The organism is Streptomyces sp. NPDC007945 (assembly GCF_042958885.1).
Taxonomy (GTDB): Bacteria; Actinomycetota; Actinomycetes; order Streptomycetales; family Streptomycetaceae; genus Streptomyces.
In genome coordinates this window covers 349,415-375,329 of the sequence record NZ_JBIBJV010000003.1, presented here as the reverse complement: position 1 = coordinate 375,329, position 25,915 = coordinate 349,415, and the positions used below count along the sequence as shown (strand labels likewise).

Below are 25,915 nucleotides of genomic sequence, written 5' to 3'. Positions count from 1 at the left end.
GCGAGGCGGACCCCCGCCCGTACGCGAGCCGGGCATCCCCCGCGCCCGCCTGACCCCGCCCCCTCCGCGCGCGGGGTGCGTCCGGGCGGCGGAGACTGGAGGCGTACGGCCGCCGGGGGGACCACGGAGCACGCCATGGACACCCACAAGGTCGGCAGTGACACCACCGTCCTGGCCGACAGCCTGGAAGTGCCGGGGATCGGACACATCCCCGTCAACGCCTATGTACTGACCGCCGCCGAACCCGTCGTCGTCGACACCGGACTGTCGCTCGCCGACCGGGACTTCGTCGCCGCGCTCGCCGGGGTGATCGACCCCGCGGACGTGCGCTGGATCTGGCTCTCCCACCCGGACCGCGACCACACCGGCGGCATCTTCGACCTCCTGGAGGCCGCCCCGCACGCGCGCGTGATCACCACCTTCCTGGGCTTCGGCATCATGACGACCGAGCGGCCGTTGCCGATGGACCGGGTGTACTTCCTCAACCCGGGGCAGACCCTCGACGTCGGCGACCGGGGACTGCACGCCTTCCGGCCGCCGCTCTTCGACAGTCCGGCGACCGTCGGCTTCTACGACGACCGCACCCGGATCGCCTTCAGCTCGGACTGCTTCGGCGGGCCGATGCCGACGGCCGAACTCGCCGAGAGCGGGCACGCGAGCGACCTGAAGCCGGAGGAGCTGCGGGCCTCGCAGCTGTTGTGGGCGACGCTCGACAGCCCGTGGGTGCACCTGGTGGACCCGGAGAAGTACCGGGCGACCCTGGCGCCGCTGCGGGAGGCGAACCCGGAGATCGTCCTCTGCACGCATCTGCCGCCGGCCGTGCGGATGACGGACCGGATGCTGGAGACGCTTGCGGCGGCGCCGGACTCCGATCCCTTCGTCGGCCCCGACCAGGCGGCCCTGGAGGCCATGCTGAAGTCCTTCGAGCCGGGCGCGGCGGCGGTCTAGCCGGTCGGCCCGGCGTCCGGGCCGGGGGCCGGCTCGGGCGCCGGGCCGGAGCCGTACCGGGCCCGGAGTTCGCCGAGGATCCCGGTGGCGGCGGCCGTCAGCGGGACGGCGAGGAGCATGCCGAGGATCCCGGCGACGGAGGCGCCGGCGGTGATGGCGAGCATGACGGCGGCCGGGTGCATCTGGACGGTGCGGCTCTGGACCATCGGCTGGAGGACGTTGCCCTCGATGACCTGGACGGCGAGGACCACGCCGAGGACCCACAGGGCGATGACGAAGCCGCGGTCGGCGAGGGCGACGAGGACGGCGACCGCGCCGGAGAGGAAGGCGCCGAGGTAGGGGATGTAGGCGGTGACGAAGACGAGCGCGGCGAGTCCGACGGCGCCGGGCACCTGGAGCACGAGCAGGCCGACGCCGATGAGGACGGCGTCGACGAGCGCGACGAGGGTGGTGCCGCGCATGAAGCCCTCCACGGCCTCGAAGGCGCGGCGGGCCATGGCCTCGGCGGTGTCGCCGGTGCCGGCGGGGACGAGGGCGCGCAGGGAGCCGGCGGCCTTGTCGGAGTCGCGGAGGAAGAAGAAGATCAGGAGGAGGGCGAGGACGGCGGTGGCGAGCATCTGGCCGACGACGCTGATGCCGGAGATGACGCCGGAGGCGGCGGTCCCGCCGAACTTCTCCAGCAGCGTCCGCGCGTTCTCGGCGAGGTCCTCCAGGGAGGTCCCGGCGGCCCCGAAGTGCTCGGCGATGTCGAGGGCGGCCCGCCGCAGCGAGGCGACGATCTGGTCCCCGGTCTCGATCAGCGCGGCGACGACGATGTACGTGGCTCCGCCGACGACGACGAGGACGGCGAGGACGGTGATCCCGGCGGCGGGGGACGGACTCACCCTCATCCGCAGCAGCCGCCGGTAGAGGGGCCCGAGCAGCGCCGTCCCGAGGATGGCGAGGAGCACCGGAGTCACGGCGGCCTTGAAGACCACGCAGAGCCAGACGAAGACGGCGGCGACCCCGGCGACGAGCAGCGCCACGGCGCACCAGGCGGCCAGCTTGCGGGCGGGCTCGGGCAGGAGGGGCGCTCGACTGGTCTGCACCCGTCCATAAGATCACACCATCGCGCGGGAAACGCGGACATGACGGGCCGTCCGGGCGACGGCCCGTCATGTCGCTCCCCGGGGCGCGGGGGATGCCCCGGGAGTCTTCCGGGTGTTACTCGCCCATGCCGTGGACGGCCGGGACGGTGCCGAGGCGGCCCGCCTGGAAGTCCTCGAAGGCCTGGCGGAGTTCGGCCTGGGTGTTCATCACGAAGGGGCCGTAGTGGGCCATGGGCTCGCGGATGGGCCGGCCGCCGAGGAGGACGACCTCCAGGTCCGGGGTGTGCGCGTCCTGCTTCTCGTCGGCACGGACGGTGAGCGAGCCTCCCTGGCCGAAGACGGCCGTCTGGCCGAGGTGGACGGGGCGGTGCTCGGCGCCGACGGTGCCGCGGCCGGCCATGACGTACGCGAGGCCGTTGAAGTCCTCGCGCCAGGGCAGGGTGATCTCGGCGCCGGGGCGCAGGGTGGCGTGGATCATCGTGATCGGCGTGTGGGTGATGCCGGGTCCCTGGTGGCCGTCGAGCTCGCCGGCGATGACGCGGAGCAGCGCGCCGCCGTCGGGGGAGGTGAGGAGCTGGACCTGGCCGCCGCGGATGTCCTGGTAGCGGGGGGCCATCATCTTGTCCCTGGCGGGCAGGTTCACCCACAGCTGGAGGCCGTGGAAGAGGCCGCCGGAGACGACCAGGGACTCCGGCGGGGCCTCGATGTGGAGGAGGCCGGAGCCGGCGGTCATCCACTGGGTGTCGCCGTTGGTGATGGTGCCGCCGCCGCCGTTGGAGTCCTGGTGGTCGAAGATGCCGTCGACGATGTAGGTGACGGTCTCGAAGCCGCGGTGGGGGTGCCAGGGGGTGCCCTTGGGCTCGCCCGGCGCGTACTCCACCTCGCCCATCTGGTCCATCATGATGAACGGGTCGAGGTACTGGTAGTTGATCCCCGCGAAGGCCCGGCGGACCGGGAAGCCCTCGCCCTCGAAGCCCTGCGGGGCCGTGGTGACGGCGAGCACGGGGCGCGGGGTGGCGTCGGCCGGGGCGACGACGCGCGGCAGGGTGAGCGGGTTCTCGACAGTCACGGCGGGCATGGCGGGACCTCCTTCGTACGGCCTGAGGGCTCGATGGCCTTCCGGCCTGTCCTCGTGCCCCCACTTTAGTTGAATGATGAACTTCCTGCCACCCGGAACGCGGAACGCCCGGGAGGAATTCCTCCCGGGCGCTCTCTTCTCCTGGTCTCAGGATGGGTCAGCCGTACATCCGCCGCATCGCGAAGTCCACCATCTGCTCCACGGCCTTCGCGTCGAAGACCATCCGGTGGTCGCCCTCCATGTCGAGCACGAAGCCGTAGCCGGTCGGGAGGAGGTCGATCACCTCGGCACCGGTGATCACGAAGTACTTCGACTCCTTGCCGGCGTACCGCCGCAGCTCCTTCAGCGTGGTGAACATGGGGATCACCGGATGCTGGGTGTTGTGCAGGGCGAGGAAGCCGGGGTTGTCGCCGCGCGGGCAGTAGACCTTGGAGCCGGCGAAGATCTGCTGGAAGTCCTCGGCGGACATGGTGCCGGTGGTGAAGGCGCGTACGGCGTCGGCGAGGGAGGGCGGCGAGGGCTCGGGATAGAGCGGGGCCTGCTGCTGGCCGTACCCGCCGGGAACGCCCCCCTGCATGCCGTTCGGCATCCCGCCCTGCATGCCCCCCGGCATCCCGTACTGCTGCTGCGCACCCGGATTCTGCTCGTAGCCGTACATGGGCCCTGAGCCTACTGCGTCACAGATCACCCGCTGGGGGTTGCTCTTATTACCGGTGGGTAGCATCATCGTAGAGAAAAGTGCGCTACCCGTGAGTAGGAAGCGGGTGGCCCTCGGTACGAGGAATCCCTCCCCGATCTTTACGGAGCCGTCGCCATGGGGCACTACAAGTCGAATCTCCGCGACATCGAGTTCAACCTCTTCGAGGTGCTCGGCCGCGACAAGGTGTACGGCACCGGTCCGTTCGAGGAGATGGACGTCGACACCGCCAAGAGCATCCTCGACGAGATCCGCCGCCTCGCCGAGAACGAGCTGGCCGAGTCCTTCGCCGACGCCGACCGCAACCCGCCGGTCTTCGACCCGGAGACCAACACCGCCCCGGTCCCGGCCACCTTCAAGGCCTCGTACAACGCCTTCATGGAGTCCGAGTACTGGCGCCTCGGCATCCCCGAGGAGATCGGCGGCACCGTCTCCCCGCGCTCCCTGATCTGGGCCTACGCGGAGCTGCTGCTCGGCTCGAACCCGGCCATCTGGATGTACTCCTCCGGCCCCGCGTTCGCCGGCATCCTCTACACCGAGGGCAACGAGCAGCAGAAGAAGGCCGCCCAGATCGCCGTCGAGCGCCGCTGGGGCTCCACGATGGTCCTCACCGAGCCCGACGCCGGCTCCGACGTCGGCGCCGGCCGCACCAAGGCCATCCAGCAGGAGGACGGCTCCTGGCACATCGAGGGCGTCAAGCGCTTCATCACCTCCGGTGAGCACGACATGGAGGAGAACATCCTCCACTACGTCCTCGCCCGCCCCGAGGGCGCAGGACCCGGCACCAAGGGCCTGAGCCTCTTCCTCGTCCCGAAGTACGAGTTCGACTGGGAGACCGGCGAGCTCGGCGCCCGCAACGGCGTCTACGCCACCAACGTCGAGCACAAGATGGGCCTCAAGGCCTCCAACACGTGCGAGATGACCTTCGGCGACAAGCACCCCGCCAAGGGCTGGCTCATCGGCGACAAGCACGACGGCATCCGCCAGATGTTCCTCATCATCGAGTTCGCCCGCATGATGGTCGGCACGAAGGCGATCTCCACCCTCTCCACGGGCTACCTCAACGCCCTGGAGTACGCCAAGGAGCGCGTCCAGGGCACCGACCTGGCCAACTTCATGGACAAGGCGGCCCCCAAGGTCACCATCACGCACCACCCCGACGTCCGCCGCTCGCTCATGACGCAGAAGGCGTACGCCGAGGGCATGCGCTCCCTCGTCCTCTACACCGCCTCCGTGCAGGACGCCATCCAGGTCAAGGAGGCGGCCGGCGAGGACGCCAAGGCCCTCCACGGCCTCAACGACCTGCTCCTGCCGATCGTGAAGGGCTACGGCTCCGAGAAGGGCTACGAGCAGCTCGCCCAGTCGCTCCAGACCTTCGGCGGCTCCGGCTTCCTCCAGGAGTACCCGATCGAGCAGTACATCCGGGACTCCAAGATCGACACCCTCTACGAGGGCACCACCGCCATCCAGGGCCAGGACTTCTTCTTCCGGAAGATCGTCCGCGACCAGGGCGCCGCGCTGAACACCCTCTCCGAGGAGATCAAGAAGTTCCTCGCGGTCGGCACCGGCGGCGACGAGCTCGCCGCCGCCCGCGACGCGCTCGCCAAGGCGGCCGTCGACCTGGAGGCGATCGTCGGCAAGATGATCACCGACCTCACCGCCACCGGCGAGGACGTCAAGAACATCTACAAGGTCGGCCTCAACACCACCCGCCTGCTCATGGCCTCCGGCGACGTCGTCGTCGGCTACCTGCTCCTCAAGGGCGCGGCCGTCGCCGCCGAGAAGCTCGCCTCGGGCGCCACCGGCAAGGACGTCCCCTTCTACCAGGGCAAGATCGCCGCCGCGAAGTTCTTCGCCGCGAACGTCCTGCCCGGCGTCTCCACCGAGCGCCTCCTCGCCGACGGCGTGGACGGCAGCCTCATGGACCTGGACGAGGCCGCGTTCTAGTACCCCGGTACCGAACGCATCTCGTCCTTACTGGAACGGCCCGTCCCCGGGGAGGGGGGCGGGCCGTTCCGCCCTTTTCCGGGGCCCGGCTCGTCTCCGGGGCGCGGCGGCCGGGCTCACGACCGGCTCCGGGGGGTCGAGAGGGGTCCCCGTAAGGTGGGCGCATGAGCAGCGCAGCTTCCCGACCGGCGTCCGCACCCTTCGGGCCCGGGCACACCGATGACCTGATGTCCTTCCTCGCGGCCTCCCCCTCGCCGTACCACGCGGTGGCCAACACCGCGGACCGGCTGGAGAAGGCGGGCTTCCGCCGCGTCGAGGAGACCGCGGCGTGGGACGCGGCGACATCGGCGGGCAAGCCCGCGGGCACCGGCGGGATGTTCGTCATCCGCGGCGGCGCGATCATCGCCTGGTACGTGCCCGAGGGCGCCGCCCCGCACACCCCGTACCGGATCGTCGGCGCCCACACCGACTCCCCCAACCTGCGCGTCAAGCCCCGCCCCGACATGGGCACCCAGGGCTGGCGGCAGATCGCCGTGGAGATCTACGGCGGCACCCTCCTCAACACCTGGCTCGACCGCGACCTCGGGCTCGCCGGCCGCCTCACCCTCCGCGACGGCAGCCACCGCCTCGTCAACGTCGACCGGCCGCTGCTGCGCGTCCCGCAGCTCGCCATCCACCTCGACCGCGCCGCCAACGACGGACTCAAGCTCGACCGCCAGCGCCACATGCAGCCCGTGTGGGGCACCGGCGAGGTCCACGAGGGCGACCTCGTCGACTTCGTCGCGGGCGAGGCCGGCGTCGACGCCGAGGACGTGGTCGGCTGGGACCTCATGGTCCACGCCGTCGACGCCCCCGCCTACCTCGGCCGCGACCGCGAACTCGTCGCCGGCCCCCGCATGGACAACCTGATCTCCGTCCACGCCGGCGTCGCCGCGCTCATCGAGGCCGCCGGACGCGACGACCTCCCGTACATCCCCGTCCTCGCCGCCTTCGACCACGAGGAGAACGGCTCCGAGGCCGACACCGGCGCCCAGGGCCCCCTCCTCGGCACCGTCCTGGAGCGCTCCGTCTACGCCCGCGGCGGCGGCTACGAGGACCGGGCCCGCGCCTTCGCCGGCACCGTCTGCCTCTCCTCCGACACCGGCCACGCCGTCCACCCCAACTACGCGGAGCGGCACGACCCGACGCACCACCCGCGCGTCAACGGCGGCCCGATCCTCAAGGTCAACGTCAACCAGCGGTACGCCACCGACGGCACCGGCCGCGCCCTCTTCGCCGCCGCGTGTGAGAAGGCGGGCGTGCCGTGGCAGTCGTTCGTCTCCAACAACGACATGCCCTGCGGGACCACGATCGGCCCCATCACGGCCGCCCGCCACGGCATCACCACCGTCGACATCGGCGTGGCGATCCTCTCCATGCACAGCGCCCGGGAACTCTGCGGCGCCGAGGACCCCTACCTCCTCGCCAACGCCCTGGTCGCCTTCCTGGAGGGCTGAGCGCCGACGCCTAGGCGTCCATGCCCGCGAGGATCAGCGGGAGGCGGCTCGCGCCGTCTCCCGTGATCCGCACCGGGACGCCCCAGTCCTGCTGGTGGACGTGGCAGGCCGGGTACTCGTTGGCCGGGTCGTCGTCGCAGGACGCGGCCATCGCGGAGACGTGCAGGACGCCCTCCGCGAGGTCCGGGTTCAGCTCCAGGTCGCGGAAGAGGTCCGTACCCGTCCCCTCCCCGGAGAGCAGCAGCTCCGGCGGGGTCGAGGAGACCAGCAGGCGGGTCGAGGGGCCGTACCGCTCGTCCAGCTTCTGGCCCGTCGGCGCCTGGAAGACGACGTCGAGCCGGAAGGCGCCGGGCGCGACGTCGGTCGCCTCCCGCTTCGTGCGGTGGGCCACCGCCTCCACCCGCACGGCCTCCTCGGGGAGCCGCAGCCGGGTGAGGCGGTGGCGCGCCGACTCGACGACGACGATGTCGTCGCCGACGAGGACCGCGTCGCTGGGCTCGCGCAGGTCCGTCGCGAGCGTGGTGACCTCGCCGGTGGTCGGGTCGTAGCGGCGCAGCGCGTGGTTGTACGTGTCGGAGACCGCGACCGAGCCGTCGGGCAGGGCGGTCACGCCGAGCGGGTGCTGGAGCAGCGCCTGGTCGGCGGCGCCGTCCCGGTGCCCGAAGTCGAACAGCCCGGTGCCGACCGCGGTGTGCACGGCGCCGTCCGTGTCGACGAAACGCAGGGCGCTGGTCTCCGAGTCGGCGATCCAGAGGCGGTCGCCGGCGGCGGCCAGCCCGGACGGCTGCGCGAACCAGGCCTCGGCGCCGGGGCCGTCGACGAGCCCCTCGTTCGTCGTGCCCGCGGCGACCTCGACGGTCTTCGTCCCGGGGTCGTACGTCCAGATCTGGTGCACGCCGGCCATGGCGATCCACACCTTGCCCTGCCACCAGGCGACGTCCCACGGCGAGGACAGGTCCACGTCGAGCGCGGGCCCGGAGGTCGGCGAACCCTGCCACCACTGCCTGCCGGTGCCGGCGATCCGCTCCACCTCGCCCGTCGCCGGATCGAACCGCTGCAGCGCGTGGTGCACGGTGTCCGCGACGACGACCGTCCCGTCCGGCAGCAGCGCGAGACCCTGCGGCTCCCGGAAGACGCCCTCGCCACCGATCCTGCGCACCACGGTCTCGCCGTCGGCGGCCAGCTCGACCAGCTGGTGCCGGGTGGTGTCGGAGACGAGGAGGTTCCCGCCCGGGAGGACGACGGCCTTCCCCGGGAAGCGCAGATCGGTCGCGACCGGCTCCGGCGGCACGTACGGCCCGTCGCCGCGCCGCAGCGTCCCCTTCGCCTCGTGCTCCGCCTCCAGCTCCTCCACCAGCGTCCGGAGCGCGTTGGCGTGCCCCTCACCGGCGTGCTGGGCGACGATGTACCCCTCGGGGTCGATCACCACGAGCGTCGGCCAGGCCCGCACGGCGTACTGCTTCCAGGTCGCCAGCTCCGGGTCGTCGAGCACCGGGTGGTGCACCTCGTACCGCTCCACGGCGTCGACGACCGCCTGGTGCTCGGCCTCGTGCACGAACTTCGGCGAGTGCACCCCCACGATGACCAGCGTGTCCCGGTGCTCCTCCTCCAGCTCCCGCAGCTCGTCGAGGACGTGCAGGCAGTTGATGCAGCAGAAGGTCCAGAAATCCACAACAACGCACTTACCTCGCAGGTCGGCGAGGGTGAGCTCTTTGCCGCCGGTGTTCAGCCAGCCCCCCTTGCCGATCAGCTCGGGGGCACGGACACGGGCACGCTTGCGGGGTGCGGGCGCAGGGGCAGGCGCCGGGGCAGCATCGTTCATCCTTCAAGCTTGCCATCCTGGTATGAACATCGGATCACACGCGTACGGCAGGACCTACGACAGGGGAGCGAAGGTTGGCTACGTACGAGAACGAGACGGCAGCTGGCGAGACGACGCGGACGGTGCAGGGGTTCATGGCGCGGCCGGGGCCCGTGGAGAACCGCAGGGAGGTGTTCGCCGGATGTGTGGCGGAGGTCGTCCGGGTCCTCGGGCTCGATGTCGCTTACGAGCCGCAGCGCGGCGATCCACGAACCTGGGTGAAACATGCTCGGACGGCGCTGTACAAGGCCTGCCGCCGGGACCTGATCCTTTCCGAGGAGTCCTTCCAGACGCTGATCAAGGCAGCCGTCTACGACCCCGACCCGAGTTTCAACCGCCATTTCCTCGAGCCGGCGCTGAACGCGTTCGGGCACAGGCGGGTCCAGGCCTCGCTGCTCGAATACCTGCGGGCGGGCACGGACCTCGAGCGGGCGGGCGCGGCGAATGCCTGGTACTGGTCGGCTCTACCCCTGCGTATGCCCAGCGTACGGGCGGAGCACCCCGCAGCCACCGGTCCGGCGGAGCCCGACGACGCCCCGACCGTGGGGGCCGAGTGGTACGAAACCGCGCTACGCGAGTTCGTGAGCAACGAGCACCTGGACGTCCGGCGCTGCATCCTGCCGGGCCTGCCGCTCCGGAAGTCGGCCTATCCGCCGGAGCTGCACGACCTGGTGGACGCGGCCGTGGCGATAGCCCGGTCCCATCCGGACGAGTACATCCGCCACCGCGTGGAACACCAGGTCGGTGACTGACCCCCTCACTGGGCACGCTCGACCACCGCCACTATTAGAGGTAACCGGACGGGAGCGTCATTTCGTCACTTCGTCACGCCTGTCCGCTGCCGACAGCGGGGGGCTTGCCGTGGCGCTCAGCCGGCGGTGTTGGCCACCGTCAGCTTCGCCCAATGGATCTGGATGCGTTGCTCGGGGATGATCCGCTGTCCGCGCACTCCCTTGGTCACCTCAACGCGGTCTATGGCGAGCGACAGCCGTTCGCGCCTGTCCTCGTTCGTCGCATCCGCCCACGCCTCTCGCAGGGTGACGCCGTCGAGCATCGGAGACACGTCCACGGATGGCACGGGAAGTCTCTGAAGATCGACGCGGAGGCCGTCGATTCGTCCCCTCAGGCGCTCTGAAAGCCTGTTGTAGCGCTCCACGGCAGCCGCGCCACTGAACTCACCACGCACGTAGCGTGCATCCTCCAGATCAGCCAGGCGGGCTTCCTCGTCCTGAATCTCCGCAGTGAGAGCATCACGTTTCGCGAAGGTCTCCGGGTCCACGCGGTGCACCCAGCGATCTGCGATCGCGACAAGCAGCGGGTCGTCCGGTTCGAGCGCTGGGAGCTTGGTGAGGAACTGTTCCGTCACGTACTGGTCAACCGCCTCAGCCAGCGCCGACGCTCCGATGCACTGGTTGCCCGCGCGGCGAGCCATGCACTGATAGCTGCCTCCCACACGGTGCATCCGGCGACCGCAGCCAGGAACCGCGCAGTAGACGAGTCCCGTGAGCAGCGCCGTCCCCTCGGGCTTCGGCCGCCGCATTCCTGCGTGCACGAACGTCCTGGATTCCAGGGTGCGGATGATCTGTTCACGCTCTCCGACCGTGATGATCCCCTCACCGATCTCGACCGTGTCGAGGGTCTGGGGATCGCGGTATGGGAAGACCCTGCCTGTGTACTTCCGCTCGCCGTCGTCCGTCTCGACGGTCTCGGTCTCCGGCATCAGGCCGGCGAACGCTGGGGAGCGCAGGAGCTGCATGATGCTGGCCGCGTTCCACTGCCCGCCCCTGGGCGAAAGGATCTCGTACTCGTTGAGGAGTCGGGCGATCTTGACCAGCGACGTTCCGGCGAGCGCTTCATCCGCGATCAGACGGGCGTAGACGGCGTGCTCCGGGTCATGGGCGAGCTTCTTGGTCTGCGGGTCGATGAGCAGCCCGTACGGAGGCTGTCCGCCGATCCACTGGCCCTTGCTGCGTAGGTAGCGCTTGGCATGGCCGACTCGTGTGCCGAGATTCTTCGACTCGGACCGAGCGAGCTCGGCGAGCATGGCAACGACCATGCGCGCCGAGTCGTTCGAGGTGTCGAGACCGTCCACGACTGAGACGAGACGGCCGCCGGCCTTCTCGATGTCGTCCAGCACCTTGCCCACCTGGCCGATGCCCTTGCGGGACAGGCGGTCCAGTTTCCAGACGATCAGCGTGCCGACGACGCCCGCTGTGACGGCCGCCAGCGCGGCGTCGAAGCCCTTGCGCTCAACGGTCTTGTAGCCGGAGCGCCCTCTGTCTATGTGGACCTTGCGGACGGTCAGTCCGTTGCGTTCGGCCCAGGCACGGCAGTCGGCTTCCTGCCGTTCGATCGCGGTCTTGCCGTCCCGGTCGAGGGACAGACGGAGGTAGAGATCACAGATCGTGGCTTGGTGCACACACTCAGTGTGACGAAGAGTTCGGTGTCCTGTTGCCTACTCTCAAAAATCCAAGATCAATATGCGACCTCGGAGGTCGGCGAGCTTCAGGTCCTTCCCGCCGGTGTTGAGCCAACCGCCCTTGCCGATCAGCTCGGGGGCACGGACACGGGCGCGGGAACGGGGGGCGGGCGCGGGGGTGGGCGCCGGGGCAGCGTCGTTCATCCTTCAAGCTTGCCATCCGCCCGTGAACGGGCCGTGAAGGGCCTGTCGCGGGCGTACGGGTGGATCGGTGGGGCCGGGTGGGGGGATGCGGGCGTGTCCTGGTGCGGGTGGGGGGTGGGGCGGGGGGTGGCATGGGCGCATGACGTGTGCGGGCAGATCATCGGACTACTCCCGCTTCCGGGTGAGGCGGGGGCGCGTGGCGCGGGCCGGGCGGGGCGTCCGGGTGGGGGCCGGGACCCTGGTCGGGGTGCTCGCCGGGGTGCTCGTAGTGCCGTGCCTCGTGTTCTCCGGCGGAGGCGCCGCCTGGGCCGACGGGGCCGGGAGCAAGGGGCTGCGGCTGAGCGTCGTCGTCAACGGCCGGGACGGCGGTGAGGGGCCGGTCCCGGTGCGGGCGGGGGCCGAGGTGGTGAAGCGGTACCGGCTCGTGAACCGGAGCGGGGCCGATCTGTACGCGGTGCGGGTCGACGATCCCGGGCTCCCCGCGGGTGTCGTCCCGCGCTGCCCCCGGCGGATCCTCGTCGGGCTCACCTCCATGGAGTGCACCGCCCGTTTCCGTGCCCTTCCCGGGCCCCACGACGCCCCCGTCCGCGCCGAGGGGTCGATCCCCTCCCTCGGGCTGACCGCCCGTGCGAGCGGCCGCGGCGGCTACACCGGCATCGCCTCGTCACTCGTCCTCCGCGAGCGGGTCGCCGTCGCCGCACCGCGGACCGGGGCCGGGCGGGCCGGGCGCGCGGCCTTCGCGCCGGTCGCCGCGACGGGCCGGGCCACCCTGACGTACACCGTCTCCAACACCGGCGCCCACGCCCTGTACGACGTGCGCCTGGCCGATCCCGCGCTCCGGCTCTCCGGCCGGGAACTGGACTGCGGCGGGCGGGCCGGGATCGTTCCCCTGCTCGCCCCCGGCGCCTCCGCGCGCTGCACCGCGACCGTGCTCCGCCCGCCGGGCGTCCACCGCAGTACCGGTGTCGCCACCGGCTCCGACCGGATCACCACGTACGCCCCCGACGGGCGCCGTCTGGGCGCGCCCCTGCTCACCGCCCGCGCCGACGCCTCCTTCACGGTGCCGGAGCCCCCGCCGGCTCCGAAGCCCCGGCCTGCGCCCGTGCCCTCGCCCGGAGGGGAGGCGCCAGCGGCGGGCCCCGGGGGGTCGGCTGTCGTCGGGGCGCCCGGGGCGCCCGGCGCACCCGGGGCGCCTGCGGCGGGGGCTCTGGGGGCGGCTGGTGTGCCTGGTGCGCCGGGTGCGCCGGGGGGTGTCGCCGCCGCGCCCGTACCTCCGCTGACGGGTGTGCTTCCCCTGGGGCCGCCCGGGGCCGATGCCCTTCCGGGCCTCGGCGGGGCCGCCGCCCCCGGGGAGGCCGGGGTCGGGGCGGGGGCCGGTGCGGGCGCTGGTGCCGGTGCCGGGGGCGGTGCCGGTGCCGGCGGGGCCGGTGCGGGTGCCGGGGCTGGCGCGGGCGTCGGTGAGGGACTGGTGGAGCCCGGTCCCGCCGTGCCGGGGGGCGCCGACGGGGGCGGCTCCGGTGGGAGCGGCGGTACCGGCGGGGCAGGTGGCACCGGTGCCACCGGCGAGGCGTCGACCGGGGGGCGTACCCCGCCCGAGGCCGCGCGGCGGGCCGCGACGCTCGCCGACGAGGGGTTCCTCGGCCGGTTGCGGCGGCGGGGGCGGGAGGCGGACGAGATGGGGGTGGTCGTGATGCTGCTGCTGATCCTGGTGCCGGCGGCCCTCGCCGCCGCGCTCCTCGGGAACCGGAGGACCTGACCCGTGGCCCTGTTCGAAACGCTCTTCGTCATCGTCGGGGTCGCCGTGCTCGGCGCGCTCGCCGTCGTGGTCAAGACGCGGCTCTTCCCCGCCGGCGAGGACGAGGAGCCGCGCGAGGACGTCGCCGAGTACATCGCCATGATGGTCTCGGTGCTGTACGCCATCGTGCTCGGCCTGTGCCTGGTCTCCGTCTGGGACACCCGCTCCTCCGCCTCGGACAACGTCCAGGCCGAGGCGAGCGCCCTGCACCAGACGTATCTGCTCGCCGACGCCCTCCCTGAGGACCGGCGCGAGCCGCTGCGGGAGGCGGCGCGGACGTACGCCGACCACGTCGTGGACGTCGAGTGGCCGATGATGGCCGCCCGGCATCCGCTCGACCCCTCCGGCTGGCGGCTGCTCGAACAGCTCCGGCAGGCCGGCGAAGTCGGCGACACCGCCACCGTCTCGCAGCAGATCGCCGCGCAGGAAGTACTGGCCCAGCTCAGCAACGTGGACGACGCCCGGCGCAGCCGGGAGGCGGCCGCGCAGGAGCGGCTGTCGCCGATCCTGTGGACGGGGCTGATCCTCGGCGGCTTCCTCACCCTGGCCTTCATGTTCATCTTCGGGATCAGCCGCAGCGCCACCCATGTAGTGATGGTGATGGGTCTGGCCGGATTCATCGCCTTCACCGTGCTGCTGATCCATCAGCTCGACGCGCCCTTCGGGGAGGTGCTGGGCACCGGGCCCGAGGCCTTCACCCGCTACTTCGCGTGATTCCGCCCCTTCCTGCCCTCTCCCCTTGTTTCACGTGAAACAGCGAGAGGGAGACATTCACCATGAAATATCTCGTAAGGGACAAGATCTTCGCGATCGGTGACGACTACTGGATCGAGGACGAGAACGGTCGGCCCGCGTTCCTCGTCGACGGCAAGGCCCTGCGGCTGCGCGACACGCTGGAGTTGAAGGATCCCGAGGGGCGGGTGCTCGTCACGCTGCGGCAGAAGCTCCTCAGCCTGCGGGACGCGATGACGATCGAACGGGACGAGCACCCGCTGGCGACCATCCGCCGCAAGCGGCTCTCGCTGCTGCGCAACCACTACCGCGTGACGCTCGCGGACGGCACCGAGCTGGACGTCAGCGGCCGGATCCTGGACCGGGAGTTCGCCGTCGAGTACGAGGGCGAACTCCTCGCGCACATCTCCCGCCGCTGGTTCCGCGTGCGTGACACCTACGCGGTGGACGTCCTCCGCGAGGACGCCGACGCGTCCCTGCTCATCGCGGTGGCGGTGTGCGTGATCCGGATGGCCGAGCGGGGAGGGGACTGACGGGGAGGAACCGACGGGGGGTGCGGTACGGGCAAGGGCGGCGGGGAGAGGGGATGCGGCGGTAGCGATCGGGCAGCGGAGCCGGGTGGGTCCTGTAAGGCTCTGGCCAACGCGGCTTGTTTCCTGCGCTCGGACCGGGAAACATACGGGTGCATCTGCAAAGTGCTGTCCGTCGTACCGCCATGGGGGCTTCGCGAGATGGGTTTTGACGAGGAATCTTCCGGCCCGGGGTCCATCGGGTCCGCCGCGCCGGCGCCGGCCGGAGGGCCGGGGGCCATGCGCCTGAACCAGCTGGACGACGGCACGGGCGGCCGGGGCGGCATCGGAGGCGGCGCCCCGGATCTGCAGACCTCGCCGGAGAAGAAGCGGGCGGCGGCGAACACCATCGAGACCGAGCTGGAGCCCGCCACGGGCAAGGCCGCCCGGTGGGCCGACGAGGCCACCACCGCGGCCGTCTCCGCCTTCGGCGGCTGGTCCGTCGCCGCGGGCCTGAAGACGGTCGACACCACCTGGAACAACCAGGTCAAGGCGCTGCTCGGGCGGCTCGCGCACGAGAAGGGCGCGCTGCGCGGCACCATCACCACCCTCTCCGGTCAGGACGTGGGCGTCCGCGCGCAGATCGCGGGCGTGCCGCCGGTCTCCTCGATCTCCGGCTACTGAGGAGGGTGCCGACATGCTGACCTACTCCGAGATAATGACCACCGACCTGGGCAAGCTCTCCGCCGCCGCCGACAAGTGGGACGAGATGGCGAAGGAGCTGCACCGGGTCGAGGGGCGCTACCGGGACAGCGTGCAGACGCTGCCCGACTCCCCGGCCTGGATCGGCGTGAGCGCCAACGCCGCGCGGACCAACTTCGCCGCGACCCGGTACGAGTACCAGGCGGCCCAGACCCAGGCGAAGGCCACCGCGACGCTGCTGCGCAACGGTCACCAGCAGTTCGTCGAGCTGAAGAAGCAGCTGGAGTCGGCCCGCGCCGACGCGGTGAAGGCCGGCATGAAGGTGTCCGAGGAGGGCCGGGTCGCCTACGACTACGGGCGGCTCACCCCGGGCGAGCGGCAGGCCGTCGCGCACGACCCGGACTACGCCAGGAGCATCCGGGAGGCAGAGACCGCCTGGGCCGAGCAGCTCGACGGCTGCGTGAAGGCCTTCGACCTCGCCGACCAGGACCTGAAGAAGGACCTGGAGGCCGTGGTGAAGGACGCCGGCGGCGGCAAGAACGACGAGACGCGCGGGACCGGCTTCAACGCCGGTGCCGACAAGGTCGCCGCGGCCGACGACAAGGCCAAGGCCGACCGGATGGACCTGGCCTGGCTGGAGATGAAGGACAACGAGACGCTCGACGACTACGTCAAGCGGCTCCAGAAGGAAGGTCTCACCCGGCTCACCGGCAATCCGCAACTCGCCGAGCTCGTCACCAAGTTCACCAACGGGACGATCACGGCGGGCGCGTTCACCGGCGCGCTGACGGCCGTCGGCATGTACTCGTACAAGCTGTCCAAGGCGCTGCGGCCGCCGTTCGTGCATCCGACCGCGCCCGGCACCTTCCTCTCCAAGCACTTCAACATGCGGCTCGCGGGCGCCGCGCCCGGCAGTCTGCTCAGCAAGGTGCCGCCGGGCCTCGCCACCGCGCTCACCGGCTCCGACGAGGCCGCCATGTGGGGCGGGTTCATGCGGAACGGCTCGTTCTTCATGCCGACGGCCGCCGAGGCCAACCTGATCAAGGTCGCGCAGAACGGCGGCCTCGCCAACGCGGCGAAGGCGGCCGGCTGGCTGCGCGGCGCCGGTGTGGTCGGCGGCGTCGCGGCCACCGCCTACGGCGTGGCCAACCTGACCACGTACAACACCGACATGATCAAGGCGGACCCGGCGAAGTTCGCCTCGGACCTGACCGGCACGGCCTTCAGCGCGTCGATGACGGCGCTCACCGTCGCCCCGACGCCGGTCACCCTCGGCCTCGCGATCGGTACGGGCGTCGCCTACGGCGCGGCCCTGATCTGGGACAACCACGAGGCCATCGGCAAGGGTCTGGAACAGGCGGGCGACTGGGTCGGCGACAAGGCGTCCGACATCGGCGACGGGATCAAGGACGGCGCGAAGAAGCTGGGCAGCGCGCTGAACCCGTTCGACTGAGCAGCGGCCGGGATTCGACCGAGAGGGACACAGGGATCATGCACACGGACGTCACCCCCTTCGAGCTGCACCGGTGGAAGGAGGGGGGCCGGCACGACTACCGGGCCGGCTTCAAGGGGGACTCGCGGGAGTTCGGCGAGATCGTCCTCACCGCTCCGCTGCCCCGGAGCAACGCGGAGTCGGCCGTCGTCTCCGAGCTGCGGGGCGGCATGCTCCCGACGGCCTCCTTCGAGGCGCGCGGGATCCACACCGACGTCGTGAAGCTGCCCACCCTCAACCGGTCCACCCTCCGCGTCGGCGACCGGGTCGTCCCGATGTCCCGCAACCGCGCGGGCCTCACCCTCGACCAGCGCGCCCTGCACCTGCGGTACGCGGGCGACGACTACCGGCTCTCCGCGCTCGACAAGCGCGGCTACGTCCTCACCCGCCTGCCGGACGACGAGGACCCCGGCGTCACCGTCACCGTCCGGGAGTCCGGCCGCGGCAAGAAGCAGCGCCTCCAGGTGCAAGTCGCCGGCCGGGCGGAGGGCGGCGACCTGTCGCTGGCGCTGATCTTCGCGGGGGTGGACCGGTCGGCGCTGACGCGGCTGGGCGCCGTGAAGGCGGGGATCTCGCGGGTGACGCACCTGTTCGCGGAATCGCAGTACTGACCCGCCCTCCTTCCCCACCCCCTTTCCTTCTTCCGAGCGAGTGAGCGAAAAGATGCCTTCCTTCGATGTGACCCGGTCCCGTTTCCGCCTCGGTGACGACCATGTGTTCGTGCTGGCCCAGATGGCGACCGGGCAGCCGGTCCCGGAGGCCCTGGAGGGCGCGCGGGCGGCGCTGCGGGAGGCCGGTCTGATCAACGCCGGCGGGGAGCTGTCCGCCCTGCTGCTGCCCCTGATGAAGACCGTCGTCCAGCCGAACGTGATCGTCTCCCTGGAGGCCGGCGGCCGCCAGGGCAGCCTGCAGCACGGTCTCCTCATCGGCGAGGAGCACGTCGTCTGCCACGAGAGCTGGCCGGGCGAGGAGGAGGCGGTCTACCGGCTCGTGGAGCCGCGGACGGTGGTGTGGACGCTCGCCGACCTGGTCGCGCTCCGCCAGTCCGGCGGAGCGCCGGCGGACGAGGCGGTCGTGGAGACGACGATCGGAGCCCTGGAGGCGGGCCTGGCCGCCCTGGAGAAGGCGGCGTCGACGCCGGGCGCGGACGAGCGGGCGCTGGTGGCGGCGGCCCTGGAGGCGGCGGGCGGGCCGGCCGCCCCGCTGGCGGACCTGATCGTCGAGCTGCGCTCCCAGTGGCGCGTGACGGCCGCGTGGCAGGGCGGCCCCGAGGAGCGGCGGGAGGTCGTGGCGCGGATCGTGGCGGCCTGGGACTGCGGGCCGCTGGGCTACTGGCTGCGCGAGCTGCCGGCGGAGCCGGTCGCCGAGGGGTCGGTGACGCCGCAGAGCGCCTTCCGGCTGCGCCGGGTGACGCCGAAGCGGCTGTGGCAGTCGCTGACGGACCTCCTCCCGGACGCCGCCGAACTCGCCTCCTGAGCACGGGCCCGGGAGCGCCCGGGCCTCACCGCCCGGGCGCCGTCCGAGGTTTGTACGTGACCTGCTCGATCGGGTCCTCGTGCGGGTACGCGAGGGCGGGCAGGCCCTCGACGGCGAGTTCGCCGCGCAGCCAGGAGAGGAGCGTCCCGGTGAGGGTGCCGGTGAGCGGCGGGCCCACGCGCGCGTGGCGGGGGTCGATGATCAGCGGCCAGGTCTCCGGGTCGTCGCCGTCGGCGAGCCAGCCGAGCTGGTCGCCGTCGATGGTGGAGGCGAAGGGCAGGAAGCCGCGGGGTTCGGGCCAGACGGCCAGCGGATGGAACTCGGGGTGGTCGGCGCGCAGGGAGCGGTAGTTGCCGGTGTACCACTCGGCCCAGGGCGCCAGGTCGTACGGGTCGGTGCCCCAGGGGAGCGGGAAGCGCAACCAGTCGCACCAGACGCCGCCGCCGTACGCCTCCATCAGGCGGACGTATTCGCCCGGGAGTTCGGTGCCGAGCTGGTCGTAGGTCCACTCCCAGTCGCGCGGGCCGAGATACGGCTCCGGGGGCGGCGGGACGGCCGCGAGGAGGGTGTCGAGGCCGGTGCCGCCGCTCGCGAACGCGGCCCGCTGCGCGGCCGTCGGCGCGGGGCGGCGCGGCGGCGGGACCCACGGCCCGGTGGCGTCCTCGGCGCGGGCGCTGCGGGCGAGGGTCCGGGGCAGGCCCTCGCCGACGAGGAGCGCGAGGGCGGGCAGCAGGGTGGCGCCGGTGCGGCGCCAGGGGTCGCGGCCCCGGTCCTTCTCGTGCGGGTCGTGGAGGAGCACCGGCCAGGCGTCGGGGTCGTCGGAGGCGGAGGTGTCCCAGAAGAGGGCGCCGGAGGTGCGCGTCTCGCCCAGGGGGAGGACGCCGGGCGCCATGCGGCGGTACTCCTGGACGAAGCGGCCGTAGTCGAAGAGGCCGTGCGCGTCGGCGTACGGCGTCTGGATCCAGAACCGCTCGCCGAGGAGGACGGGGCCGTAGACGGTGGCGATCGCCTTGTAGTCGGCGGGCAGCCGGAGCCCGATCCACTCCTCGACGGCGGTCCAGTCGACGGGTATCGCGGGGCCCTCGGGCGGCGGCCCGAAGAGCCCGGCGAAGGCGGCGACGGCGTCGGCGCCGGTGTCCCGGGGGTCCGGGCTCATCGGGCGGGGGTGCGGCGGGGCGCGGCGACTCCCAGGACGCGGTCCTTGAGGGCGGGGAAGTCCTCGCGGATCGCGGCGGGCTTCGCCGGGTCGAGGACGGCCCGCAGGACCTCCTCGCCGGGTCCGGCCTCGGCGAGGATCTCTCCCCACGGATCGACGACCAGCGAGTGTCCGGCCTGTTCGACGTCCGCGTGGGTGCCGGCGGTGCCGCAGGCGAGGACGTACGCCTGGTTCTCGACGGCGCGGGCCTGGGCGAGGAGCCGCCAGTGGGAGCGGCGGCGGGCGGGCCAGCCGGCGGGGACGACGAAGGCCTCGGCGCCGGCGTCGACGAGGCCGCGGAAGAGCTCGGGGAAGCGCAGGTCGTAGCAGGTGCCGACACCGACGGTGAGGTGCGGCAGGTCGAAGGTGACCAGGTCCTCGCCGGCGGCCAGGAGGACGGCCTCGCCCTGGTCGAAGCCGAAGCGGTGGATCTTGCGGTAGGAGGCGGCGAGTTCGCCGTCGGGAGAGAAGACGAGGGAGGTGTTGTAGAGGGAGCCGCCGGCGGCCTCGACGAAGGAGCCGGCGTGCAGCCAGACCTCGGCGTCCCGGGCGGCGTGGGCCATGGTCGTGTAGGTGGGGCCGTGGAGGGGCTCCGACTCGGCGGCCCAGAGATCGGCCGAAAATGCTCCCGTGGGCCACAGTTCAGGGAGGACGACGAGGTCCGCGGCCCCGTGCTCCTCCCGTACGAGGCGGGCCGCGCGGGCCCGCCGGTCGGCGACCGGTTCGTCCGGGTCTACCGCGATCTGGATCAGCGAGGCGCGCACACTACCACCGTCCTGGCGTTGAAGCCGTCAACACCGGCCTACGATCGTCACACGAAAGCACTGCCGGGGTGCTCCCGGGGAGCGTAACTTAGCGTCCGAGCCTCCCATTCCACCGTCGCGCTAGTCGTGTTTTCAGCCCGTACCGAAGAACGTCGAGGGGTCCCGTGACCGTCCATCCCAGCCTCCAGAACTACGCCGACGCCTGGACCCACTCCCTCGAAGCGATAGCCGAGCTGGTGCAGCCGCTCGTGGAGGGCGAGTGGAACCGGGCGACCCCGTGCCCGGGCTGGTCGGTCCGCGACATCGTGTCGCACGTGATCGGCATGGAGACCGAGATGCTCGGGGACCCGCGGCCGATCCACTCGCTCCCCCGCGACCTGTTCCACGTGCGCAGTGACTTCGCCCGTTACATGGAGGTGCAGGTCGACGTCCGCCGGCACCACACGGCGCCGGAGATGACCTCGGAGCTGGAGTACGTCCTGATCCGCCGGGCCCGCCGGCTGCGGAACGAGAACCGCTCGCCCGACCACGTCATCCGGGCGCCGCTGGGCGGTGAGCAGACCCTGGAGCAGGGCTACCGGCTGCGGGCCTTCGACACCTGGGTGCACGAGCAGGACCTGCGGTTCGCGCTGGGGGTGCCGGGGAACCTGGACTCGCCGGGCGCGTTCGTGGTGCGGGACATGCTCCTGCAGGCGCTGCCGAAGGTGGTCGCGAAGGACGCGGGCGCGCCGGCGAGCTCGGCGGTCGTGGTGGACGTGACGGGTCCGGTGGAGTTCCTGCGGACGGTGCGGGTGGACGCGGAGGGGCGGGGCACGATCGACGGGGCGCCGTCGCTGGGCCCTGCGGTGACTCTGGCGACGGACTGGGAGACGTACGTGCGCCTGGCCTGCGGCCGGGTCCGGCCGGCCGAGGTGGCCGACCGGGTCAAGGTGGAGGGCGACGCGGACCTGGCCGCCGCGATCCTGCGCCACTTCGCGGTGACGCCGAACTGAGTGGTCCTCAGACGGGCACGTGGACGGCCTCCACCCGGCTGGCGACGAGGCGTTCGCGCTCGCGCCGGTGGGTGCGGGACTTGAGGCGGAGGATCTGCGCGACGCCGAGCGCTTCTAGGACGAAGACGGAGGAGAAAGCGATCCGGTAGTCGTCGCCCGTCGCGTCGAGGAGCACGCCGACGGCGAGCAGCGTCGTCATGGAGGCGACGAAACCGCCCATGTTGACGATCCCGGAGGCGGTGCCCTGACGCTCCGGCGGGTTGGCCGGGCGGGCGAAGTCGAAGCCGATCATGGAGGCCGGTCCGCAGGCCCCGAGGACCAGGCAGAGGGTGACGAGCAGCCACATCGGGGCGTGGTCGGCGGGGTACGCGAGGGTGGCCGCCCACAGCAGGGCCGTGGCGGCGACCGTGCCGAGGGCGAGCGGGGCGCGGGCGCCGCCGTGCCGGGCGATGATCTGCCCGTAGGCGAGGCCGACGGCCATGTTGGAGAGCACCACGAGGGTGAGCAGTTCGCCCGCGGTGCCGCGGGACAGGCCCTGGGCCTCGACGAGGAACGGCAGCCCCCACAGCAGCAGGAACACCATCGCGGGGAACTGGGTGGTGAAGTGCACCCACAGGCCGAGGCGGGTGCCGGGCTCGCGCCAGGACGCGGCGATCTGCCGGCGGACGTAGGCGGCGCCCGCGTGGTGCACCGGGGTGGGTTCGTGGCCCTCGGGGTGGTCCTTGAGGAAGGCCAGGAGCAGGACCAGGACGAGGACGCCGGCGAGGGAGCTGCCGACGAAGGTGGTGGTCCAGCCCAGGCCGTGCAGGGCGCGGGAGAGGACGACCGTCGAGATCAGGTTGCCGGCCATGCCGATGAGGCCGGCGAGCTGGGCGATGAGCGGGCCGCGGCGGGCCGGGAACCAGCGGCCGCCGAGGCGCAGGACGCTGATGAAGGTCATGGCGTCGCCGCAGCCGAGGAGGGCGCGGGAGGCGAGGGCCATGGGGTACGTGGGGGAGAGCGCGAAGCCCAGCTGGCCGAGGGTGAAGAGGACGACGCCGAGGGCGAGGACCTTCTTGGTGCCGAGCCGGTCGACCATGAGGCCGACGGGTATCTGCATGCCCGCGTAGACCAGCAGCTGGAGTATGGAGAAGGTGGAGAGCGCGGAGGCGCCGACGTGGAAGCGGTCGGCGGCGTCGAGTCCGGCGACGCCGAGCGAGGTGCGGAAGATGACGGCGACGAAGTAGACGCCGACGCCGACGCTCCAGACGAGGGCGGCGCGCCGGCCGCCGGGCGGGTCGCCGGGGAGGCTGACGGCCGAGCCGTGTCCGTCGCGGCTCACCGGCCCTCACCCCGGACCAGGGCGCCGACGCGGCCGAGGTGGCCGCGGACGGCGGCGGCGGCACCGTCCGCGTCGCCGGCGCGGAGGCGGTCGAGGATCTCGGCGTGCTCGGCGATGTTCTGGGCGACCCGGTCGGGGTGGGCCTGCATCACGGCGACGCCCATGCGGAGCTGCCGGTCGCGGAGCTGGTCGTACAGCCGGGCGAGGATCTCGTTGCCGGCGTGCCGGACGATCTCGGCGTGGAAGCAGCGGTCGGTGTCGGCGACCTCGGCGAGGTCGCCGGCGGTCGCCCGGAGCTCCTGCTCGGCGAGGAGCTCTTCGAGCCGGGCGAGGAGGGCGGGCGGTGCGGGCACGGCCCGCCGCACGGCGAACTCCTCGACGAGCAGCCGAGTCTCGACGACGTCGGCGATCTCCTGGGCGGAGACGGCGAGGACGAGGGCCCCCTTCTTCGGGTAGAGCTTCAGCAGCCCTTCCATCTCCAGCTTGAGCAGCGCCTCGCGGACGGGGGTCCGGGAGACGCCCACGGCCTCCGCCAGCTCCCCTTCGGTGAGCAGGGTCCCGCCCTCGTAACGACGTTCGAGGACCGCCCGCTTGACGTGGCTGTAGACGCGTTCGGCGGCGGGCGGCCGCCTGACGGGGCGTGTGGCGGGCTGCTCGGTGGAGGGCGGCGCGGCTGAGGGCATGCGCACAGCATAGATACAAGGGGTGTGCAACTAACAGGCCCGTCCGCATCGCGGACGGGCCTGTTTCACGTGAAACGGGACACGTGCGGGTGGGGCACTACGCCCAGGTCATGAGCCGCTTCGGCTGCTCCAGGATCGCGGCCACGTCGGCCAGGAACTTGGAGCCCAGCTCGCCGTCGACCAGGCGGTGGTCGAAGGAGAGGGCCAGCGTGGTGACCTGACGCGGCTTCACCTTGCCCTTGTGGACCCAGGGCTGGAGCTTGATCGCGCCGACCGCGAGGATCGCGGACTCGCCCGGGTTGATGATGGGCGTACCGGTGTCGACGCCGAAGACGCCGACGTTGGTGATGGTGAAGGTGCCGCCCTGCATCGCCGCCGGGGTCGTCCTGCCCTCGCGGGCGGTGGCGACCAGCTCACTGAGGGAGCGGGAGAGCTCCGGCAGGGTCTGGGCGTGCGCGTCCTTGATGTTCGGCACGATCAGACCGCGCGGGGTGGCCGCGGCGATGCCCAGGTTCACGTAGTGCTTGAGGACGATCTCCTGCGCCGCCTCGTCCCAGGCCGCGTTGATCTCCGGGTTGCGGCGGACCGCGACCAGGACGGCCTTGGCGATGAGGAGGAGCGGGTTGATCCGCAGGCCGGCCATGTCCTTGTCGGCCTTGAGTTCCTCGACCAGCTTCATCGTGCGCGTGATGTCGAAGGTCACGAACTCGGTGACGTGCGGGGCGGTGAAGGCCGAGCCGACCATCGCCGCCGCCGTCGCCTTGCGGACGCCCTTGATCGGGACGCGGGTCTCCCGCGCACCGGCCTCGACGACCGGGGCCGCGGCCGGGGCCGGAGCCGCGACGGGAGCGGGCGCGGCCTCGACGGGGGCCGGGGCGGGCACCTCGGCCGGGGCCGCGGCACGGTGCACGTCCTCGCGGGTGATGACCCCGTCCGGACCGGTCGGGACGACCGAGGCCAGGTCCACGCCGAGGTCCTTGGCGAGCTTGCGCACCGGCGGCTTGGCCAGCGGACGCGGGCCGGCCGGGGCGTGCCCGTTCAGCTGCTCGGGCACCACCGCGACGGGCGCGGCGGCGGCCGGGGCCGGGACGGAGGCGGCCGGGGCCGCCTTGCGGGCCCGGCGCTTGGTGGAGCTCGCGGCCACGCCGTAGCCGACGAGGACCGGCTGGCGGCCCTCGGGCTCGGCCTCCGCCGCGGGGGCGGGGGCGGGGGCCGCGACCGGCGCCGGGGCCTCGGCGGCGGGGGCGGCGGCCGGGGCCGGCGCCTCGGCCGGGGCGGCGCCGCCGACGTTCACCGAGATGATGACCTGGCCGACGTCGACCGTGGTGCCCTCGGGGAAGACCAGCTCGTGGACGGTGCCGTCGAAGGGGATCGGCAGCTCCACAGCGGCCTTGGCCGTCTCCACCTCGCAGACGACCTGCCCGTCGGTGACGGTGTCACCGGGCTGGACGTACCACTTGAGGATCTCGGCCTCGGTCAGGCCCTCGCCCACGTCGGGCATCTTGAATTCGCGGATCGTCATGGTCGTGCTCTCCTCAGTACGCCAGCGAGCGGTCGACGGCGTCGAGCACGCGGTCCAGGCCCGGCAGGTACTCCTCCTCCAGGCGCGCCGGCGGGTACGGCGCGTGGTAGCCGCCGACCCGCAGGACGGGGGCTTCCAGGTGGTAGAAGCAGCGCTCCGTGATCCGGGCGGCGATCTCCGCGCCGGAGCCGAAGAACACCGGCGCCTCGTGGACGACGACCAGGCGCCCGGTCTTCTCGACCGAGGTCTGGATGGTGTCGAAGTCGAGCGGGGAGACCGAGCGGAGGTCGACGACCTCGATCGACCTGCCCTCCTCGGCGGCGACCGCTGCGGCCTCCAGGCAGGTCTTCACCATGGGGCCGTAGGCCAGCAGGGTCAGGTCGGTGCCCTCGCGGGCGACCCGGGCCTTGTGGAGCTCGCCGGGGATGGCCTCGGTGTCGACCTCGCCCTTGTCCCAGTAGCGGCGCTTGGGCTCGAAGAAGATGACCGGGTCGTCGCTCTGGATCGCCTGCTGGAGCATCCAGTAGGCGTCGGAGGAGTTCGCCGGGGTGACGACCTTGAGGCCCGCGACGTGCGCGAAGAGCGACTCGGGCGACTCGGAGTGGTGCTCGACCGCGCCGATGCCGCCGCCGTACGGGATGCGGATGACGACCGGCATCTTCACGGTGCCGAGCGAGCGGGCCCGCATCTTCGCCAGCTGGGTGACGATCTGGTCGTACGCCGGGAAGACGAAGCCGTCGAACTGGATCTCCACGACGGGGCGGTAGCCGCGCAGCGCGAGGCCGATCGCGGTGCCGACGATGCCGGACTCGGCGAGCGGGGTGTCGACGACGCGGTCCTCGCCGAAGTCCTTCTGGAGGCCGTCGGTGATGCGGAAGACACCGCCGAGCTTGCCGACGTCCAGGCCCATGACGACGACCTTGGGGTCGGTCTCCAGGGCCTTGCGCAGCGACTCGTTGAGCGCCTTCGCGAGGGGAAGCTTCTGAACAGCCAT

At 72.2% G+C, this 25,915-nt stretch carries 24 protein-coding genes; 12 read left to right on the top strand and 12 right to left on the bottom strand.

Annotation, left to right across the window (positions count from 1 at the left end):
- The first annotated feature begins 135 nt into the window (after positions 1-135).
- Positions 136-948, top strand: a complete 813-nt coding sequence (locus ACFZCF_RS12465) for an MBL fold metallo-hydrolase (protein ID WP_388442669.1) — start codon at positions 136-138, stop codon at positions 946-948.
- Here ACFZCF_RS12465 and ACFZCF_RS12460 read toward each other — a convergent pair.
- The 3 genes from ACFZCF_RS12460 to ACFZCF_RS12450 form a co-directional block, all read right to left on the bottom strand.
- Positions 945-2,036, bottom strand: coding sequence for an AI-2E family transporter (locus tag ACFZCF_RS12460; RefSeq protein WP_391286431.1), 1,092 nt, complete (start codon positions 2,034-2,036; stop codon positions 945-947). The genes ACFZCF_RS12465 and ACFZCF_RS12460 overlap by 4 nt on opposite strands.
- A gap of 115 nt (positions 2,037-2,151) precedes the next feature.
- Positions 2,152-3,114, bottom strand: coding sequence for a pirin family protein (locus ACFZCF_RS12455; RefSeq protein ID WP_391286429.1), 963 nt, complete (start codon positions 3,112-3,114; stop codon positions 2,152-2,154).
- 157 nt (positions 3,115-3,271) lie between these two features.
- Entirely contained in the window at positions 3,272-3,772 is a 501-nt protein-coding gene (locus ACFZCF_RS12450; protein ID WP_388442660.1) for an SseB family protein, read from the bottom strand.
- A 156-nt stretch (positions 3,773-3,928) separates the two neighbouring features.
- On the opposite strand from ACFZCF_RS12450, the gene ACFZCF_RS12445 reads away from it, so the two are divergent.
- Positions 3,929-5,758 carry an acyl-CoA dehydrogenase C-terminal domain-containing protein gene (locus tag ACFZCF_RS12445; RefSeq protein ID WP_391286427.1) on the top strand — a complete coding sequence of 610 codons (1,830 nt, stop codon included), beginning with the start codon at positions 3,929-3,931 and terminating at the stop codon, positions 5,756-5,758.
- Positions 5,759-5,922: 164 nt separating this feature from the next.
- A complete protein-coding gene (locus ACFZCF_RS12440; RefSeq protein ID WP_388442654.1) occupies positions 5,923-7,254 on the top strand; it encodes a M18 family aminopeptidase in 1,332 nt (443 codons plus the stop codon).
- 10 nt (positions 7,255-7,264) lie between these two features.
- Here the strand turns inward: ACFZCF_RS12440 and ACFZCF_RS12435 are convergent, their stop codons facing one another.
- A complete protein-coding gene (locus tag ACFZCF_RS12435) occupies positions 7,265-9,076 on the bottom strand; it encodes a thioredoxin-like domain-containing protein (RefSeq protein ID WP_391286424.1) in 1,812 nt (603 codons plus the stop codon).
- A 74-nt stretch (positions 9,077-9,150) separates the two neighbouring features.
- Between ACFZCF_RS12435 and ACFZCF_RS12430 the strand changes: the two genes are divergently transcribed.
- Positions 9,151-9,867 carry a hypothetical protein gene (locus ACFZCF_RS12430; protein WP_391286422.1) on the top strand — a complete coding sequence of 239 codons (717 nt, stop codon included), beginning with the start codon at positions 9,151-9,153 and terminating at the stop codon, positions 9,865-9,867.
- A 116-nt stretch (positions 9,868-9,983) separates the two neighbouring features.
- On the opposite strand, the gene ACFZCF_RS12425 is transcribed toward ACFZCF_RS12430, so the two are convergent.
- Together ACFZCF_RS12425 and ACFZCF_RS12420 are read right to left on the bottom strand one after the other, a co-directional pair.
- Positions 9,984-11,534 (bottom strand): recombinase family protein, encoded by a 1,551-nt coding sequence (locus tag ACFZCF_RS12425; RefSeq protein ID WP_391286420.1) that lies wholly within the window; start codon positions 11,532-11,534, stop codon positions 9,984-9,986.
- A 42-nt stretch (positions 11,535-11,576) separates the two neighbouring features.
- On the bottom strand, positions 11,577-11,738 hold the full coding sequence (locus ACFZCF_RS12420) for a hypothetical protein (protein WP_391286685.1): 162 nt from the start codon (positions 11,736-11,738) through the stop codon (positions 11,577-11,579).
- Between the two features lie 268 nt (positions 11,739-12,006).
- Here ACFZCF_RS12420 and ACFZCF_RS12415 point away from each other — a divergent pair, with 268 nt between their 5' ends.
- The 7 genes from ACFZCF_RS12415 to ACFZCF_RS12385 all read left to right on the top strand — a co-directional run bounded on the left by ACFZCF_RS12415 (position 12,007) and on the right by ACFZCF_RS12385 (position 18,444).
- Positions 12,007-13,494, top strand: a complete 1,488-nt coding sequence (locus ACFZCF_RS12415) for a hypothetical protein (protein WP_391286418.1) — start codon at positions 12,007-12,009, stop codon at positions 13,492-13,494.
- Positions 13,495-13,497: 3 nt separating this feature from the next.
- Positions 13,498-14,247: a hypothetical protein gene (locus ACFZCF_RS12410; RefSeq protein WP_388442645.1), complete on the top strand. Its 750-nt coding sequence runs from the start codon at positions 13,498-13,500 to the stop codon at positions 14,245-14,247.
- A 62-nt stretch (positions 14,248-14,309) separates the two neighbouring features.
- Positions 14,310-14,798, top strand: a complete 489-nt coding sequence (locus tag ACFZCF_RS12405; protein ID WP_388442643.1) for an LURP-one-related/scramblase family protein — start codon at positions 14,310-14,312, stop codon at positions 14,796-14,798.
- Between the two features lie 276 nt (positions 14,799-15,074).
- Positions 15,075-15,458 (top strand): hypothetical protein, encoded by a 384-nt coding sequence (locus ACFZCF_RS12400; protein ID WP_388442640.1) that lies wholly within the window; start codon positions 15,075-15,077, stop codon positions 15,456-15,458.
- A gap of 13 nt (positions 15,459-15,471) precedes the next feature.
- Complete coding sequence (locus ACFZCF_RS12395) at positions 15,472-16,929, top strand: hypothetical protein (RefSeq protein ID WP_391286415.1); 1,458 nt, start codon at positions 15,472-15,474, stop codon at positions 16,927-16,929.
- 38 nt (positions 16,930-16,967) lie between these two features.
- Entirely contained in the window at positions 16,968-17,579 is a 612-nt protein-coding gene (locus ACFZCF_RS12390; RefSeq protein ID WP_388442634.1) for a hypothetical protein, read from the top strand.
- 52 nt (positions 17,580-17,631) lie between these two features.
- Positions 17,632-18,444 carry a histidine kinase gene (locus ACFZCF_RS12385; protein WP_388442632.1) on the top strand — a complete coding sequence of 271 codons (813 nt, stop codon included), beginning with the start codon at positions 17,632-17,634 and terminating at the stop codon, positions 18,442-18,444.
- A gap of 25 nt (positions 18,445-18,469) precedes the next feature.
- Here the strand turns inward: ACFZCF_RS12385 and ACFZCF_RS12380 are convergent, their stop codons facing one another.
- Together ACFZCF_RS12380 and ACFZCF_RS12375 are read right to left on the bottom strand one after the other, a co-directional pair.
- Complete coding sequence (locus ACFZCF_RS12380; protein ID WP_391286412.1) at positions 18,470-19,600, bottom strand: SMI1/KNR4 family protein; 1,131 nt, start codon at positions 19,598-19,600, stop codon at positions 18,470-18,472.
- A complete protein-coding gene (locus ACFZCF_RS12375) occupies positions 19,597-20,403 on the bottom strand; it encodes a nitrilase-related carbon-nitrogen hydrolase (protein WP_391286410.1) in 807 nt (268 codons plus the stop codon). Before ACFZCF_RS12375 ends, ACFZCF_RS12380 begins: the two co-directional genes overlap by 4 nt.
- A gap of 164 nt (positions 20,404-20,567) precedes the next feature.
- Here ACFZCF_RS12375 and ACFZCF_RS12370 point away from each other — a divergent pair, with 164 nt between their 5' ends.
- Entirely contained in the window at positions 20,568-21,395 is an 828-nt protein-coding gene (locus ACFZCF_RS12370) for a maleylpyruvate isomerase family mycothiol-dependent enzyme (RefSeq protein WP_388442624.1), read from the top strand.
- A 7-nt stretch (positions 21,396-21,402) separates the two neighbouring features.
- On the opposite strand, the gene ACFZCF_RS12365 is transcribed toward ACFZCF_RS12370, so the two are convergent.
- From ACFZCF_RS12365 to ACFZCF_RS12350, 4 genes are all read right to left on the bottom strand, one after another.
- On the bottom strand, positions 21,403-22,716 hold the full coding sequence (locus tag ACFZCF_RS12365; protein WP_391286408.1) for an MFS transporter: 1,314 nt from the start codon (positions 22,714-22,716) through the stop codon (positions 21,403-21,405).
- The gene (locus tag ACFZCF_RS12360) at positions 22,713-23,399 is read right to left on the bottom strand and encodes a GntR family transcriptional regulator (RefSeq protein ID WP_388442618.1); all 687 of its coding nucleotides are present in this window, start codon (positions 23,397-23,399) and stop codon (positions 22,713-22,715) included. The genes ACFZCF_RS12365 and ACFZCF_RS12360 overlap by 4 nt, the downstream gene beginning before the upstream one ends.
- Positions 23,400-23,496: 97 nt before the next feature.
- Positions 23,497-24,921 carry a 2-oxo acid dehydrogenase subunit E2 gene (locus ACFZCF_RS12355; protein ID WP_391286406.1) on the bottom strand — a complete coding sequence of 475 codons (1,425 nt, stop codon included), beginning with the start codon at positions 24,919-24,921 and terminating at the stop codon, positions 23,497-23,499.
- A gap of 13 nt (positions 24,922-24,934) precedes the next feature.
- A complete protein-coding gene (locus tag ACFZCF_RS12350) occupies positions 24,935-25,915 on the bottom strand; it encodes an alpha-ketoacid dehydrogenase subunit beta (RefSeq protein ID WP_388442613.1) in 981 nt (326 codons plus the stop codon).